Annotated in this window: 10 protein-coding genes and 1 pseudogene; 8 read left to right on the top strand and 3 right to left on the bottom strand. The window is 49.4% G+C overall.

Going from position 1 to position 17,634, the window contains the following annotated elements; genetic code table 11:
- Window positions 1-1,064: pseudogene (locus tag BHV83_RS08520) on the bottom strand (DcaP family trimeric outer membrane transporter); the annotation flags it as partial.
- 127 nt (window positions 1,065-1,191) lie between these two features.
- Between BHV83_RS08520 and BHV83_RS08515 the strand changes: the two are divergent.
- From BHV83_RS08515 to BHV83_RS08495, 5 genes are read left to right on the top strand one after another with little or no spacing between them, the layout of a single operon-like run.
- Window positions 1,192-1,863: a peptidylprolyl isomerase gene (locus BHV83_RS08515; protein ID WP_286757372.1), complete on the top strand. Its 672-nt coding sequence runs from the start codon at window positions 1,192-1,194 to the stop codon at window positions 1,861-1,863.
- Between the two features lie 10 nt (window positions 1,864-1,873).
- A complete protein-coding gene (locus BHV83_RS08510; RefSeq protein ID WP_286757370.1) occupies window positions 1,874-2,635 on the top strand; it encodes a peptidylprolyl isomerase in 762 nt (253 codons plus the stop codon).
- Window positions 2,632-3,981 (top strand): MATE family efflux transporter, encoded by a 1,350-nt coding sequence (locus BHV83_RS08505; RefSeq protein ID WP_122205986.1) that lies wholly within the window; start codon window positions 2,632-2,634, stop codon window positions 3,979-3,981. The genes BHV83_RS08510 and BHV83_RS08505 overlap by 4 nt, the downstream gene beginning before the upstream one ends.
- Window positions 3,974-5,971 (top strand): fructose-bisphosphatase class III, encoded by a 1,998-nt coding sequence (locus tag BHV83_RS08500; RefSeq protein ID WP_005640058.1) that lies wholly within the window; start codon window positions 3,974-3,976, stop codon window positions 5,969-5,971. The genes BHV83_RS08505 and BHV83_RS08500 overlap by 8 nt, the downstream gene beginning before the upstream one ends.
- Before the next feature lie 11 nt (window positions 5,972-5,982).
- Entirely contained in the window at window positions 5,983-6,903 is a 921-nt protein-coding gene (locus tag BHV83_RS08495) for a DMT family transporter (protein ID WP_005640056.1), read from the top strand.
- A gap of 339 nt (window positions 6,904-7,242) precedes the next feature.
- Here BHV83_RS08495 and BHV83_RS08490 read toward each other — a convergent pair whose 3' ends face one another.
- The gene (locus BHV83_RS08490; protein WP_005650356.1) at window positions 7,243-8,742 is read right to left on the bottom strand and encodes a RagB/SusD family nutrient uptake outer membrane protein; all 1,500 of its coding nucleotides are present in this window, start codon (window positions 8,740-8,742) and stop codon (window positions 7,243-7,245) included.
- Window positions 8,743-8,771: 29 nt separating this feature from the next.
- Window positions 8,772-11,876 carry a SusC/RagA family TonB-linked outer membrane protein gene (locus BHV83_RS08485; protein WP_122204288.1) on the bottom strand — a complete coding sequence of 1,035 codons (3,105 nt, stop codon included), beginning with the start codon at window positions 11,874-11,876 and terminating at the stop codon, window positions 8,772-8,774.
- 754 nt (window positions 11,877-12,630) lie between these two features.
- Between BHV83_RS08485 and thrA the strand changes: the two genes are divergently transcribed.
- From thrA to thrC, 3 genes are read left to right on the top strand one after another with little or no spacing between them, the layout of a single operon-like run.
- Window positions 12,631-15,069, top strand: a complete 2,439-nt coding sequence (gene thrA, locus BHV83_RS08480) for a bifunctional aspartate kinase/homoserine dehydrogenase I (RefSeq protein ID WP_122204287.1) — start codon at window positions 12,631-12,633, stop codon at window positions 15,067-15,069.
- Between the two features lie 41 nt (window positions 15,070-15,110).
- Window positions 15,111-16,313 (top strand): cofactor-independent phosphoglycerate mutase, encoded by a 1,203-nt coding sequence (locus BHV83_RS08475; protein WP_138272948.1) that lies wholly within the window; start codon window positions 15,111-15,113, stop codon window positions 16,311-16,313.
- Window positions 16,310-17,623, top strand: a complete 1,314-nt coding sequence (thrC, locus tag BHV83_RS08470; protein WP_138272949.1) for a threonine synthase — start codon at window positions 16,310-16,312, stop codon at window positions 17,621-17,623. The genes BHV83_RS08475 and thrC overlap by 4 nt, the downstream gene beginning before the upstream one ends.
- Window positions 17,624-17,634 lie beyond the last annotated feature (11 nt).

Genomic DNA, 17,634 nt, shown 5'->3' with positions numbered 1-17,634 from the left:
ATAAACACTTTCGGAGAGAAATTATACTGCATGCCGGCAAACCAGCCCATCATCGGGAGCACCTGCATCCTCCCTTCTTTTTCAGGATTCGGGACCACATCGACATTCAACAAGCTCATGTCGTTCAGGAACTGCCCGATACCTTTACCATACACACCCTGTCCATAGACCTGCAAACGATTCGTCAGGTTAAAAGTGGCGGAAGCCAGAACACCCCATCCGATCTCCGATTCCGCTTTGCGAGCCGTCAAATCATCGTAGGTCATGCTCCTGATAATAGCCGCAGCCCGGAAATGGCTTTTAGGGTTCCAGCCATACTGCACGTAGACCGGAAAGTTCGGCATCCGCTGCTTGGCGATACTGACATGCTCGTTCGTCAGGCCGTCCACAACCGGCATTTCCACACCGATACCGGCTTTCAAGCCTTTGGCAAGCGCATGTTCGTAACGGATCTGTGTGGCATGATAGATCGACATCCCGTTAGGACCGGCAAAGTCGATCGTGGCAGGCACATTGCCCAAGTCCATGAACGAACCGTAATCGTAACCCGCCGTAAAGCCTCGTGCCGACACATAAGCATTCCTCAACTCGAATATCTTGCCGCTTCCACCGCGGAAGTTACCGGCCGTATACACCACGAAATCGCCCAAGAGATCCGTATGCCCGACCAGCTTCAGGAAGATCGTGCTCGTAGTGGCGTCCATCTGGAACTGGTTCCGTACATACGACTGTCCTCTGCCGGGAATCAATGCCGGGTAAAAGTCGATATTATCGGAAATACCGCCAAAATCATATTCGGCTGCCAGTTTCACATATCCTCCGATACCGAGAGCAAACTTGCCTTTCCGGTCTGTCAGCAGGAAACGGGGCGCTTTCGGTTCGTGGAAACGGGGACTCTGTGATGCATTCATGATCCGGATAATCTCATTGCCCGCCTTATCGATCGTGACAAACATGACGGAATTCGGTTCTTTATCCTCAACCACCACTTTCTGAGCCTGGGAATGGGTAGAAAGCAATCCCATTCCGAGCAGTAGAACTGCGCTTTTCAACAATGTTTTCATAAATATGCTTTTTGTTTAGATGAATTACCAACTTGAACAGATGCCAACGGAAAAGGTTGTGTCAAATGATTGCTTTAACGAGTAAATATCACTATTTTTGTTGCCATAATACAAAAATAAGATGAAGATGAAAAAGCTGTTTGCTATATGTTTAGTGGCCCTATCGGCTCTGATATCCGTCCATTTGCAAGCGCAAGAGGTTGAAACGCTGGTACTGATCGACACCGATATGGGAAAGATCAAAGTGAAACTTTTTAACGACACGCCCCAACATCGTGATAATTTTATCAAAAATGTGAAGGAACACCGCTATGACGGACTGTTGTTCCACCGTGTCATCAAACAATTCATGGTACAGGCAGGCGACATTAATTCCAAAGACGCCCCGATGGAACAGCACTTAGGTGACGGAGATCTGGACTACACCATTCCGGCAGAGATCGTCTACCCGAAGTATTTCCATAAACGCGGCATGTTCGCCGCCGCCCGTACAGGCGACGACGAGAACCCCGAACGCGCCTCGTCGGCCACCCAGTTCTATATCGTAACCGGCAAGTTCTTTACGGAAATGGAGCTAGACAAGATGGAGAAGGAACAAGGCATCACCTTCACCCCCAAACAACGCCAAGCCTATATGCTGGAAGGAGGCACGCCCCACCTGGACGGTAAATACACGATTTTCGGTGAAGTCGTAAGCGGCATGAAAGCAGTCGACAAGATCCAGTTCACCGAAACGAACGCAGACGACCGTCCTGTCAAGAACATCAAAATCAAGTCAATGAAGATAGTCAACAAATAAACAACAAAGAATGGAAACAAAAGAAACATTAGTGGTGATGGACACCACACTCGGAAAGATAAAATTCAAATTATACAACAATACACCTCAGCACCGCGACAATTTCATCAAGCTGGCAAAAGCCGGACAATACGACGGCCTGCTGTTCCACCGCGTCATCAAGGACTTTATGGTACAAGGTGGCGATGTCACTTCCAAAGACGCCCCGATGAACAAGCAGTTAGGAGCCGGCGACTTGGGCTATACCATTCCGGCAGAGTTCAACTATCCCCAATATTTCCATAAAAAGGGAGCCTTGTGCGCCGCCCGCACCGGAGACGAAGTGAACCCGGAAAAAGCATCGTCAGCCTCACAGTTCTATATCGTCACGGGCAAGAAATATTCGGAAGCCGAACTCGGCCAGATGGAAAAGCAGATGGAAGGACGCCTGAAACAGGCCATCTTCAACCGCCTCCAGACAGAGAACAAGTCCAAGATCATGGAACTCTACCGCAGCGGCAACAAAGAAGAGCTCGCCGTGCTCCGCGACACCCTGATCGGCAAGACCGAACTGGAGGCCGAAAAGCGTAAAGACGAGACGAAGATGCCTTCCGAACTGCGCGAGACCTACAAGACGATCGGCGGCGTGCCCTTCCTTGACAACCAGTACACCGTCTACGGCGAAGTGGTGGAAGGCCTGGACATAGTAGACGCGATCCAGCAAGTAAAGACAAATAAGCAAGACCGCCCGACGGAAAATGTAGTAATCAAGTCGGTAGAGGTTTTGGAATGATGCAACTTTCGGTTTACAAGGAACATTACAAAGAAACGATACGCCTGGGTGTCCCGATCATGTTGGGACAGCTGGGCATTATTGTTGTAGGCTTTGCCGACAACATCATGGTCGGGCATCACAGTACGGCCGAGCTGGCTGCCGCCTCGTTTGTCAACAACTTCTTCAACCTCGTGTTCATCGCGGGGATGGGATTTTCCTATGGACTGACTCCCATCATCGGAGGGTATTTTGCGCAGAAAGAATATGCAAAGGCAGGCGAGACACTGAAAAACAGCCTTTGTATCAACCTCATCGTGGGATTGCTACTCAGCCTCTGCATGTTGACACTGCTTCTGAACATCCATATCCTGAAGCAGCCGGAAGAGTTGATGCCCTATATCGTGCCTTACTATATCCTGCAACTCTTCTCGGTCATTTTCGCCATGCTGTTCAACTCGTTCAAGCAGTTCAGCGACGGCACGACAGACACGGTCACCCCGATGTGCGTCATGTTAGGAGCCAACGTGCTCAACATCATCGGGAACTACTTGCTTATATACGGCAACTTCGGATGCCCTGAACTTGGGCTTACCGGAGCCGGTATCTCGACACTCGCCAGCCGTATCCTGACATTCGGGATATTCTGCGTCCTGTTTACCAAGCATTCCCGTTACAAACTTTACAGGGAAGGGTTCAAGAAAGGGACAGTCAACCGGGCGAACATAGGCAACCTGGTCCGCCTCGGCCTACCGGTCGGCTTCCAGATGGGAGTCGAGACAGGCTCGTTTAGTCTGAGTGTCATCATGATGGGGTGGCTGGGAAGCACGGCGCTCGCCGCCCACCAAGTGGCAGGCGTGATCACCACGCTCGGCTTCATGGTCTATTACGGCATAGCGGCGGCGGTTACCATACGGGTAAGCAACTTCCGGGGCCGGAACGACTGGCCTGCCATACGGCACGCATCTTTTGCCGGCCTGCATCTGGTCATGGGGACGGCAGCCATCGTTGTTCTCCTGATCGGGATTTTCCGCAACATCATGGGATATATCATCACTCCGGAAAAAGAGGTGGTCGAACTGGTCGCCCTGCTCGCCTGGTCAGTGATCCTGTATCAGGCAGGCGACGGACTGCAAATCCTCTTCGCCAACGCCCTGCGAGGCATCTCGGATGTCAAATACATGGCTTATATGGCTTTCTTCTGCCACTTCGGACTGGCACTTCCCATCGGTTACCTGTGCGGGTTCACCTTTGGTTGGGGAGCCATCGGCATCTGGTGCGGCTTCCCGATCAGCCTGACCACGCTCGGACTGTTACTTTGGAGACGTTTCAATCGATTGACAATAAAAAAAATAGGGTATGACTAAAGATATAACAGCAGAACACGTATTAAACGACCTGCGCTACCTGACGCTGCTGGCACGCAGCTTTCCGACGGTGGCAGACGCCAGCACGGAAATCATCAACCTGGAGGCCATCCTGAACCTGCCGAAAGGGACGGAGCATTTCCTGTCCGACATCCACGGCGAGCACCAGGCTTTCAACCATGTGCTGAAAAATGCCTCCGGTGCAATCAAGCGCAAAGTGAACGAGATATTCAGCAACACGCTGCGCGACTTCGAGAAGAAAGAGCTTTGCACGCTGATCTACTATCCGGAACAAAAACTGGAACTGATCCGGCAACGCGAAAAAGACCTGGACGACTGGTATCTGATCACACTGAACCAACTGGTGCGCGTCTGCCGGAACGTCTCGTCCAAATACACGCGCTCGAAAGTGCGCAAGGCCCTGCCGAAGGAGTTCTCCTACATCATCCAGGAACTGCTCCACGAATCGAGCGACGAGCCGAACAAGTCCGCCTATGTGGACCAGATCATCAACACGATCATTTCGACCGGCCGGGCCAATGACTTCATCATCGCCATGTGCAACCTGATCCAACGCCTGACGATCGACCTGCTGCACATCATCGGCGACATCTACGACCGCGGGCCGGGCGCCCACATCATCATGGACACGCTTTGCAACTACCATAACTTCGACATCCAGTGGGGCAACCACGACATCCTCTGGATGGGGGCCGCCGCCGGCAACGCGGGGAGCATCGCCAACGTGATCCGCATGTGCATGCGCTACGGCAATCTGGCAACCCTTGAGGACGGCTATGGCATCAACCTCCTGCCCTTGGCGACATTCGCCATGGAAGTCTATGGAGACGACCCCTGCGAACTGTTCATCCCGCGTACGAACGCATCGGATGCGACCTTCGATGAAAAGACAACCCAACTGATCGCCCGCATGCACAAGGCGATCACGATCATACAGTTCAAGCTGGAAGGCGAGATCATCCGCCGCCGTCCGGAATTCGGGATGGACGACCGCCTGTTGCTCCACCATATCGACCTCCACCGCGGGACGATCCGTATCGAAGGAAAGGAATACGAGTTGAAAGACAAGAACTGGCCGACTCTCAATGCCAAGGACCCCTATGCCCTTTCGATCGAAGAAGAAGAACTGATGCGGCGCATCAAGCATTCGTTCGAATGTAGCGAGAAACTGAAAAAGCACATGCGCTGCCTGTTCACGCACGGCAGCATGTACCAGGTCTGCAACTCCAACCTACTCTTCCACGCCTCCGTCCCGATGAACCCGGACGGCACGCTCAAGGCGATCCGTATCGAAGGAACGGAATATAAGGGCAAAGCCCTGCTGGATAAAGTGGACCAGCTGGTACGCACCGCCTATTTCGATGCCGACGACAGCCCGGAGAAGGACTTCGCGATGGATTACATCTGGTATCTTTGGGAAGGCAAGGACTCCCCTCTCTTCGACAAGAGCCGGATGGCGACTTTCGAACGCTGCTTCATCGACGACAAATCGGTGCAGAAGGAGGAAAAAGGCGCCTACTATTCCCTCCGAGAAGAAGAATCGGTCTGTGACATGCTGCTGGACGAGTTCGGCGTCACCGGCCGGCACCGCCACATCATCAACGGACATGTCCCCGTACGCTCCATCAAAGGCGAGAACCCGATCAAGGCAAACGGGAAACTGCTTGTCATCGACGGCGGCTTCTCCAAAGCCTACCACCCGGAGACAGGCATTGCAGGTTATACCCTGGTCTACCATTCGCGCGGCTTCCAGCTTGTACAGCACGAACCGTTCCTGTCGACCGACCAGGCCATCAAGGAGGGCAAAGACATCCGTTCGACCACCATCGTCGTCGAACTGAACTCCCACCGCCAGATGGTCAAGGACACAGACAAGGGGGCGGACCTGCAACAACAGATCCATGATCTCGAAAAACTCCTTTACGCGTTCCGCAACGGGTTTATCAAGGAAAAAGAGCGTTATAAATAAGAACACTTGTCATGAACAGCGAGAAACTGAAAGGTCACATCCTGATATTGATAACCAATATCCTGTTTGCCGTCAACATGCCGATATCCAAATATCTGCTGCCGGCACACGTTCCCCCCGAAGGTCTTACGATCATGCGCATGGCTTTCGCCTGTGTGATGTTCTGGATCGTGTCTCTCTTCACGGTAAAAGAGAAAGTGCCGTTGAAAGACTTGGGGATGCTTTTTGTATGCGCCCTTTGCGGAGTGGGGATCAATCAGGGATTGTTCATCGTCGGGCTGAACCGTTCTTCTCCAGTCGACGCCTCCATCATCGCCACCGCCGTGCCGATCTTCGTCCTGCTGCTGGCCGCCGTCATACTGAAGGAGCCGATCACCCGGAAGAAGTCGTTCGGTGTGTTCATGGGGGTCAGCGGCGGCCTGCTGCTTGTCTTCAGCTCCACGCATGCCATCGACAGCATCAGCAGCCTCGACGGTGACATGATGATGATCGTCAGCGGGTTGATGTATGCCATCTACCTGGTTCTGTCGAAACCGCTCTCCCTGCGCTATTCATCGGTCACGATGATGAAATGGATGTTCCTCTTCACGACACTGACGCTGGTCCCCTTCACCTTCCGGCATGTGCTCGACGCTCCCGCTTTCCACCGGGAGGTTTGGGACTTCACGGAACTGGGCGCGATCTTCTACGTCCTCTTCGGGGCGACGTTCCTCCCCTACCTGCTCATCCCGATGTCGTTGAAGAGAATCCGCCCGACAACAGTCAGCATGTACAACTACGTGCAGCCGATCGTCGCCTCGTTCATTGCCGTCATGATCGGCCAGGACACCCTTTCCTGGCAGAAAGTCCTGTCGGCTGTCTTGGTCTTCACAGGTGTTTATCTCGTGACACAGAGCAAAAGCCGGGAAGACATGGAGAAAGGGAAACGATGACACATTTGGCACATTTGACATGGGGTTGTAGAAATATATATACGCGAGATAAATAATTAATTATTTAATATACCTATGTAGGTATATATACCTGAATATATATTATTACCTATATATAGTTTAGCAAACCGATGTCAAATGTGCCAATTGTGTCAAATCCCGTAAGGAATGTCTCCCGACGTTCCTGCAATCACCAGCCTGCGTTCCTATAAACGGCGGCCTGCGTTCCTGCAAATGCAGGCCGGTGATCATGGGAATACAAATCCTCCTTTAATCATCGACTATGTATGTCATCGCTTTGACCAAGAAGGAGGTAGCTCCGACATACCGCCCAAAATCTCACGGTTCATAGACCCCGTCAAACGGATTCTGGTCACCGGCCGGCCAGATTTCATCGACTAAAGATTTGTTGTTCTTCATTTCGGCTCCCGGCAACTGGAAGATGAAACGCCATGATTTGGCGGGCAACGTGATCAAGCCCCCCCAGTCCATATGGTTACCGGTTCGTTCCAGGCCCTTCTGCGTCCGAAGCATATCAAACAAAGAAAAACCTTCTCCATAGAGTTCTTTTCTTCTTTCTTTTAAAATAGCTTCGATCAGTTCATCGCCACTTGCTTCCGTACGCTTGGCATTACGCAAGTCCTGAAGCTGCCACAATAGCGCTTTCGCTTCCGTATCTTTTCCCTGGTGCGCACAAGCTTCCGCCGCATTCAGCAACATTTCGTCGGAACGCATGACAACCATCGATCCGCGGCAGTCCTCATTATCCCTGAACTTATGAGAAATCCAGAATTCTTTTTTCGTCTGGCCAGAACCCGTAGACCAATTCTCGAACTGTTTGAAGCGAATATCATCTTCGTCAAACAAATCCACAAACTGATCAGAGAGGATAAAGCCTGCAAAAGTCCAACATTTACGATCACCGTTGTACCACATAGCAAAAGGAGAATAGTCGCCCATATTCTGCTCTTCCGTCTGTTTAATTCCCCAAATCCAAGATTTGGTAAGGTGGTCATTAAATCCATTTGCATACTCTTCTGCAGTCGTCAAAGGATAAACCGCCAGCACCTTTTTAGCATATTCTTCCGATTTCGCCCAGTTATTCATTACTTGATAGACTTGAGACAAAACACCTTGTACAACCGTTTGGTCAAACACGTTCGGATAGCTGGAACTACGAACAAAGCCCTCCAACATCGATTCGGCAGTCGTCAGGTCTGACAAGATCTGCTGATAGGTTTCTTCCAACGTTCCACGCGGTTTACCTTGTGTACCGTCTACAGTCGGTTCCGTATAAATAGGAACTCCCGGCATGTCCTTTGCGATAGCATAAGTCTGCTGATACAAGCGGGCCAAATCGAAATAGGCCCATCCGCGCAAAGCCAAAGCCTGCCCTTTGATATATTGCTTATCCATATCTTCGCCTTCCGAATCATCGACATAAGTGATTACGGAATTCAAGTTATTGACCAACCGGTAATGGAAGGTCCACAACTGATCTGTACGGAATATATTAGCTTGAGTTTCTCCCCAATAATTATAGTTATATAAATACCATCCACTACCATTATTCATCACATCTTCACCGCACATGTCCGAAATCATCTGGATAGAAGGTATACCGTAGTCGTCACCCCGGTTAGCTCCCCCGCTACCATAGGCACGCATTTGATAGTAACAACCATTCAAAGCAGACTGTGCGCCGGAAGTTGTTTGAAAGACATCCGTATCATCGACAGATGTCGATGGTTTCGTATCCAAAAAATCACTACAGGAAACCATACTTCCCGTCATGAGACCTATAGCCAAAACCGACAATATATAGTTCTTTGATTTCATATTCTTCATCATTTATTTAATTAGACTTCTTACAAATTAAGTTGCAGACCGAATGAAACGGACTTCGTCACCGGGAACCGGTTGGCGGTCGTTCCGGATATGCTTTGTTCCGGGTCCGTACCACGACGGGCTGCACTACCAATCGTAACCAAGTTATCCCCCTGGACGAACAAGCGTAATGAATTGACCTGGAACTTCTTCGTGAAATTTTTAGGCAACGTGTATCCCAACGTCACATTCCTCAACCTCGCAAAAGAGTTGTTGAAAATAAATTTGGAAGTATAGGAACTCATATAATTCGCATAATTATAGTAGGTGGTCAAGCGAGGGAACTCGGCATTCGGATTTTCAGGAGTCCAAGAATCCAACATATCCGGGTGCATGCTATAGCCTCTCCGGTAATACATGGATTGCGCATAGTCGCTGTCATACAGCTTGCCGCCGATACTGTAATAGATCATGAAAGAAAGGTCGATGCCTTTATATGAGAAGTTATTGGTAAAGCCCCCGAACAATTTTGGAATGGCATCGCCCAGATATTTCTGCTGGCTGTCGCTTGTCACCTCATTATAATTTTCGGTTTTTACCCGTTCCTTCACGACTTTTTCTCCTTTGTCGTTTGTTTCGTAAATCGTTTTCCAATATTGGTCGTTTCCGGTTTCAGGGTTCACACCTGCATACTCGATTCCCCAGAAATTATAGCGGGATTCACCTTCACGCCATTTGAAGACACCGGCATTGACTTCGGCCTGCGGCAACTTGGTTATACGGTTCTTATAAGATGTCCCGTTCAAATCGATGGTCCATTTAAAATCTTTATTGGATATGGCAGCATAATTCAAAGAGAATTCGACACCCTGGTTCTTAACGTCACCGATATTACGGTCAATACCGCTCATGCCGGTAGACGGAGCCATCGGCAATGTAAACAACAGGTCTTTAGACTTACGGCTGAACCACTCGACACTACCGCTCAGCTTATTGAACACGGCAAAATCCAAACCGACATTGAACTGCAAATTCGTCTCCCATTTCAAATCCTTGTTTGACAAACGGCTGACCATAACACCCGGATCCCGGTAGTTGTTCATGCCTGTCGCATACAAACCTTGATAAGCATAATAAGTCCCCAAGTTATCATTACCGACAGCACCATAGCTGGCTTTCAGTTTCAAATTATCCAACCAGGAACTATAAGGTTTCATAAATTCTTCATTGGATATTCTCCATGAACCACCTAAAGACCAGAATTGCCCCCAACGATTATCGGGATGAAAACGGGAAGAGCCGTCCGTACGGAAGCTGCCGGAAATGTAATAACGGTCTTTATAATCATATTCGACACGGCTCAACCAGCTTAACAGACGGTATTTGTCGGTGTAAGAATTCATGCTGCTCATCACGGCTGCCGAACCGATCTCCGTAACACCTGGAAAAGGAAATCCCTGCTTTTCAGCAGATAACAACTTATATTCCAAAGCATAGGCTTCCTGTCCCAATAAAACGGACAAAGAATGATCCCCGAAAGATTTCTCATAAGTCAACAGGTTGTTGATCGTATAAGAAAGATTCCGGTCGCTTTCCTTATAGGCTGAACCTTTATAACCGGCAGCAAAGCCATATTCGCTGTTTACATAGCCATCATAATTATACTGATAAAAATCCACGCTGAAATTGGTACGCCACTTCAATCCCGGGATGAATGTTATTTCAAAATAGGTACGATTGGAAACATCGTCATGTGTCCAAGGAGACTTGTTATAGGTATCATCAGCCAACGGGTTAGTCCCACTCCAGGATGTACGGTAGTTTCCGTAGTCAAAAATACGATTGCCGTTCTTGTCCAATCTGTAGGCATTCGTCGCACTGTCCCATTCATAAATAGGATACACTGTCGGCATCGTACGCAAAAGCCATACAGTCTGATCACTGGCAGACCCTTCGCGCACGCTATGAGACAAACTGATGTTGGTTCCGACCTTCAACCATTTGTTTACATTATAGTTCAAGTTTGCCCGTGTTGAATAGCGTTCGAAACGCTGGATAGAAAATACACCTTTATCGTTCAGGTAACCGGCTGATATAAAGTAGTCGGCTTTTTTATTCTTACCACTGAAGTCTATCGTATATTCCTGACGCAGACGGGATTTCAACAAAGCGTTTCTCCAATCTCCCCAATAATTCAACTTGGCATCGGGATCCATCTTCCCATCTGTCCCGACCGGCATATCAATGTTATAAGGGTTATTACCGAACTCACCCATCACATAATAAGACGCATAGGAACGGGAATCTTCGTCCCGATAACCTGAATCCAGATAGCCATTATACAAAGCACGCCAAGTCAATTGCGATAGTTGGTCAGGTGACAGTTGATCCGGCAACCCTACAGCCAAACTGGAGAATCCCCAAGTTGAACGGAAATTGATCTGCCCTTTCTCGCTTGCGCCCTTACGCGTTGTGATCATCACGACCCCATTGGCTGCGCGAGAGCCGTACAAGGCGGTGGCCGAGGCATCTTTCAGAATAGTCATGGACTCGATGTCGTTCGGGTTGATAGCATTCAGGTAACCGTCATAAGCCGTTCCGTCGACCACATAAAGCGGGGAACTGGATGCGTTCATGGAACCGATACCACGGATCATGATCGTCGCATCTTCGCCCGGCTCACCGGAATTGTTCAACACCTGCACACCGCTGCTTTGCCCTTGCAAAGCCTGGGTTACATTGGATGCTTTGATCTTCTCCAGCGATTCTTTTTTGACCACGCTGGCCGATCCTGTAAAGGTCGACTTCTTTCCTGTACCATAAGCAACAACCATCACCTCGTCGATAGCTACCATGTCCGGCTCCATTTCGATCTTCATGCTACGGCCGGAAATGGTAACTTCCTTTGTCTTATATCCCAAGTAAGAGAGATGCAGTGTTTTCGTACGAGGAGAAACGGTCATCGAAAACTCTCCTTTTTCGTTGGTGGTTACGCCATTCATCGTCTGCTTGTCTACGACAGCCACCCCGATCATCGGCAAGCCGTCTTCGGTAGAAACTACGATACCTGACACAGCCTTTTCCTGCGCCATCAGCAAATGCCCCCATAAGGACATCACAAAAAGAACCCAAAAGAACCTTTTCATAATCAATAGATTTAAATGATACATTCAAGTATAACCACATTGGCCTATAAAAACGTTTCCTTTTAATTTAAGGTATAGAAAGCATAATGATCCTCAATCAAAGGACGTAGTTCTAACAGGACATTGTATTCGACACACTAATAGATGCAAATATATTAAATTTATAATTAATCAAACTAAAATAATATATTTTTTAATCGGAAAGGCTAAAAAATATTCAGATTGTAAAATAACAAGACCATCAGGAAAGCTTTTTCCAGGCTTTTTTTCTACCGAATCTATACCCTCATGCAAGTAGGATGGTTTTATAATCTTCCGTTCCGATGGCCAGGAAAACCGGCTAAAACATCGTCCCGCCAAGTCCTGTTAGAACTACGTCCTTCTTTTTGGCGTGATATCGAACTTTTTTCTGTCAAATTTCAACTTTCAGGCAAAAAAATGCTTGCATTTGAAAAATAATGCGTAATATTGCCGACGTAAATATAAACACAAGGAAAATCGCAAATGACATTAACAGGTTTCACATATCATACCTGGGCACTGACAATGACCCCTTGGGGGGTTTAGCATATACAAATAGACAAATGCGGAGACCACGTCCCGCGTTGTTGCAATTCTCACATTGCACTTGCGTTTCTTTTTTTCAAATCAATCAATAATCAGTAAATAACTGACATTCTCAAACCGGCATGCAGTTTTGTTTTTAAACTGCCAATTGTCGATTACCGATTGTCAACTAAATAAATACATATCGATGAAAGTATTGAAATTCGGCGGAACATCCGTAGGTTCCGTGGATAGCATCCTGAGTGTAAAGAAGATAGTAGAGGCCATTGAAGAGCCTGTAATCGTCGTAGTATCCGCCTTAGGAGGGATCACGGACAAACTGCTGAAGACAGCCTCGATGGCGACGAACGGAGACGTAGCTTATGAAAGAGAGTTTTCCGAAATCGTAGCCCGCCATCTCGACGTCATACAAGGTGTTATCCCCGACAAAACAAAACGGATCGAAGTGCAGAAGCAAGTGATGGCTTTGCTCGACGAACTGGGTAATATTTACAAAGGTGTGTACCTCATCAACGACTTGTCGGCCAAAACTTCCGACACGATCGTCAGCTACGGCGAACGTATCTCCTCTCTGATCGTTTCGAACGTGATAAACGAGGCCAAACTGTTCGACTCGCGCAAATTCATCAAAACGGTCAAACAGTTCAACAAGCATATCGTCGATTTCGAATTGACAAACCGCCTGATCGAAGAAACATTCGACCCGCTGCCTAAAGTATCTCTGGTTCCCGGCTTTATATCTTCCAGCAAGGAAGGAGAAGTGACTAACCTCGGACGCGGAGGCTCCGACTATACGGCCTCTATCCTGGCAACAGCACTTAATGCCCGCAGGCTGGAGATCTGGACGGATGTGGATGGCTTCATGACGGCCGATCCGCGTGTGATCAGTTCGGCTTATGTCATCGACCGACTGACATTCACGGAAGCGATGGAATTATGCAACTTCGGAGCAAAAGTGATTTATCCTCCGACGATCTATCCGGTTTATCACAAAAACATACCGATCCGCATCCTGAATACCTTCAACCCGACTGCAAGGGGTACTTATATCTCCAAAGAACGGGTGCAGGATGACAGCAAGGCGATGATCAAAGGTATTTCCTCCATCAACGACACGTGCCTGATCACGGTGCAAGGTCTGGGCATGGTGGGTGTTATCGGCGTCAACTATCGTATTTTCAAGACATTGGCAAAGAATGGCATCAGCGTGTTTATGGTATCACAGGCCAGCTCGGAAAACAATACGACATTTGCCGTCCGGAATGCAGATGCAGACCTGGCAGTTAGAGTATTGGACGAAGAATTCGCACTCGAACGCGCCCAGGGTGATATGAGCGACACGGTAGCAGAAAAGGATCTGGCCACTGTCGCTATCGTAGGCGAAAACATGAAACGTACTCCGGGTATAGCCGGCAAGTTGTTCGGAACACTGGGCAGCGCAGGTATCAGCGTAATCGCTTGCGCACAGGGGGCTTCCGAAACGAACATTTCTTTCGTCATCAAGCTGAAATACCTGCGCAAGGCATTGAACTCGATCCACGACTCCTTTTTTCTTTCCCAATACAAAGTGTTAAACCTTTTCATAGCGGGTGTCGGTACGGTCGGAGGCAACCTGTTGGAACAGATCCGCATCCAGCAACCGAAACTGATGCAGCAGAACGGGCTGAAACTGAATGTGGTCGGCATAGCTAACAGCAAGCATGCCATTTTCTGCCGCGAAGGGTTGAACCTGGAAACCTGTATTGACGAACTGAAAAAGAACGGACAGGAAAGTTCGCCCGAACATCTGAAAGAAGAAATCCTGAAGATGAATATCTTTAACTCGGTGTTCGTGGACTGCACGGCCAACCAGGCGGTCTCCGATCTGTACGAAGAATTGCTGAACAATAACGTATCGGTCGTTGCGGCAAACAAGATCGCTGCATCCTCTTCATACGAAAACTATATCAAACTGAAAGAAACAGCCCGTCACCGCGGCATCAAGTTCCTGTTCGAAACGAACGTAGGGGCCGGACTGCCGATCATCAACACGATGAACGACCTGATCAACAGCGGCGACCATATCCTGAAACTGGAGGCTGTCCTTTCCGGAACGCTCAACTATATCTTCAATACGTTGAGTGCGGACATTCCTTTCAGCAAAGCGATCATGATGGCTAAAGAAGAAGGATATTCCGAACCGGACCCCCGCATCGACCTGAGCGGGAAAGACGTGATCCGCAAGCTGGTAATCCTGGCACGTGAAGCCGGATACAAGGTAGAACAGGAAGATGTGAAACGCAACCTTTTCATTCCCGAAAGCTATTTTGAAGGCTCGTTGAACGATTTTTGGCGTAACATACAGGGCCTAGATGCCCGGTTCGAAGAGAAGCGCCAGCAGTTGGAAGCGGAAGACAAGCGTTTCCGCTTCGTCGCCAAGATGGAAAACGGGGCATGCGAAGTCGGTTTGCAGGAAGTGGATGCCCACCACCCGTTCTACGAACTGGAGGGCAGCAACAACATCATCATGATCTCTACCGAACGATACCACGAGTATCCTATGATCATCAAAGGCTATGGAGCCGGAGCCGATGTCACGGCGGCTGGAGTCTTCGCCGATATTATTTCGATCGCTAACATCCGTTAAACAATTGATAATTGACAATTGACAATTATTAGAAGAGAATTATGAAAAGTATCATCATCTTGGGAGACGGTATGGCCGATGAGCCGATAGAGGCCTTGGGCGGCAAGACACCAATGCAGTATGCGGACACTCCCTATATGGACAAACTGGCCGAAATGGGCGTTACCGGACGAATGAAGACCGTTGCCGACGGTTTCCATCCGGGAAGCGAAGTGGCGAACATGGCAGTGCTGGGCTACGACCTCCCGACCGTCTACGAAGGACGGGGCGTGCTGGAAGCGGCCAGTATCGGATATGACCTGAAACCAGGTGAAATGGCCATGCGCTGCAACCTGATCTGCGTGGAGGGCGATATCCTGAAGAATCATTCATCCGGCCATATCACCACAGAGGAAGCGGACGAGCTGATCCGCTTTCTAAATGAGAAATTAGGGTCCGACCACATACATTTCTATACCGGTGTGTCTTACCGCCACCTGTTGATTGTGAAAGGAGGCGATAAGCGCCTGGACTGCACTCCGCCACACGATGTGCCTCTACATCCCTTCCGTCCCCTGATGATCAAACCGGAAGCACCCGAAGCACAGGAAACCGCCGATCTGCTGAACAACCTGATCCTGCAATCGCAGGAGATACTGAAAGACCACCCCGTCAACCTCCGGCGCATCGCTGCCGGGAAAGACCCGGCAAACAGCATATGGCCCTGGTCGCCGGGATATCGTCCGGCTATGCAAACCATGCAGAAAATGTATGGCTTCAAGCAGGGTTCCGTCATCTCGGCCGTCGATCTGATACGAGGCATAGGCGTTTATGCCGGCCTGGAAGTAATCGACGTGGAAGGTGCCACCGGACTCTACGACACGAACTACGAAGGAAAAGCGCATGCCGCCCTCGAAGCACTGAAAACAAACGATTTCGTTTATCTTCATGTCGAAGCCAGCGACGAAGCCGGACACGAAGGAGATGTAGATCTGAAAATCCGGACCATCGAAAACCTGGACAAACGAGCCATCGGTATCCTCTTCGAGGAATTGCAGAAATGGGATGAACCGGTAGCAATTGCCGTCCTGCCCGACCATCCGACTCCTTGTGCCATCCGTACACATACGAATACTCCCGTCCCTTTCCTTATCTATAAACCGGGACAGGAGCCCGACAGTGTGACGCGTTTCGACGAGTTCTCCGTACTGGAAGGGAAACATGGCATATTAGAGAAAGACGAATTTATAAAAGAATTATTATGAAATATTACAGCACGAACAAACAAGCTCCGCTTGCCTCACTGGAAGAAGCCGTCGTAAAAGGCCTTGCCGGTGACAAAGGTTTATATATGCCGGAACATATCCGGCCTTTGGACAAGGATACGATCTCCGGTCTCAAAAACAAATCATTCCATGAAATCGCCTGTACGGCAGCACAGGCTTTCTTCGGGGAAGATATAGAACCGGAAACGCTCGATGCAATCGTCCGGGACACGCTGTCGTTCGAGACGCCGGTCGTCCCTGTACGCGACAATATCTACAGCCTCGAACTATTCCACGGCCCGACTTTGGCTTTCAAGGACGTAGGGGGACGTTTCATGGCCCGCCTGTTAGGCTATTTCATTAAAAAAGAAGGATTGAAGCAGGTGAACGTGTTGGTGGCCACCTCCGGTGATACGGGAAGCGCTGTTGCAAACGGTTTTCTCGGCGTACCGGGTATTCATGTGTACGTGCTCTATCCGAAGGGAAAAGTAAGCCCGATCCAGGAATGCCAATTCACTACGCTTGGACAAAACATCACGGCACTGGAAGTAGACGGGACGTTCGACGACTGTCAGGCATTGGTCAAGTCCGCCTTTATGGATGAAGAGTTGAACCGCCACATGAAGCTGACATCAGCCAACTCCATCAATGTGGCACGTTTCCTTCCGCAATCTTTCTACTACTTCAACGCGTATGCGCAACTGGATAAAATAGGCAAAGCGGACCAACTGATTGTATCCGTCCCCAGTGGAAACTTCGGCAATATCACAGCTGGTTTGTTTGCACATCGGATGGGGTTGCCGATCAAACGTTTCGTGGCTGCCAACAACCGCAACGACGTGTTCCTGGAATACCTGCACACGGGGGTTTACACGCCGCGTCCCTCCGTTCCGACCATCGCCAATGCGATGGATGTCGGTGATCCGAGCAACTTCGCCCGCATCCTGGACTTGTACGGCAAGAACGGCAACCCGCACGCGGAAATCAGCCAGCTGATCAGCGGTTACCGTTTCACAGACGAAGAGATCGGGGCTACCATGAAGCAAGTTTACAACGAAACGGGCTACGTGTTAGACCCTCACGGTGCTTGCGGTTACCAGGCTTTAATCGATAACAAACTGGCTCCGAACGAAACCGGCCTGTTCCTCGAAACCGCCCATCCCGCCAAGTTCAAAGGGACGGTAGACAAAATACTGGATGCCGACATCGAAATCCCCGCCAAACTAAAAGCCTTCATGCAAGGAGAAAAGCAAAGCGTAGGGATGGAAAAGGACTTCGAGACTTTCAAAAGCTATCTGTTGGCACAATAAACATCTTGCAC

It is taken from the genome of Parabacteroides sp. merdae-related_45_40, from assembly GCF_001915675.1.
This window is presented reverse-complemented; position numbering and strand designations above follow the sequence as displayed.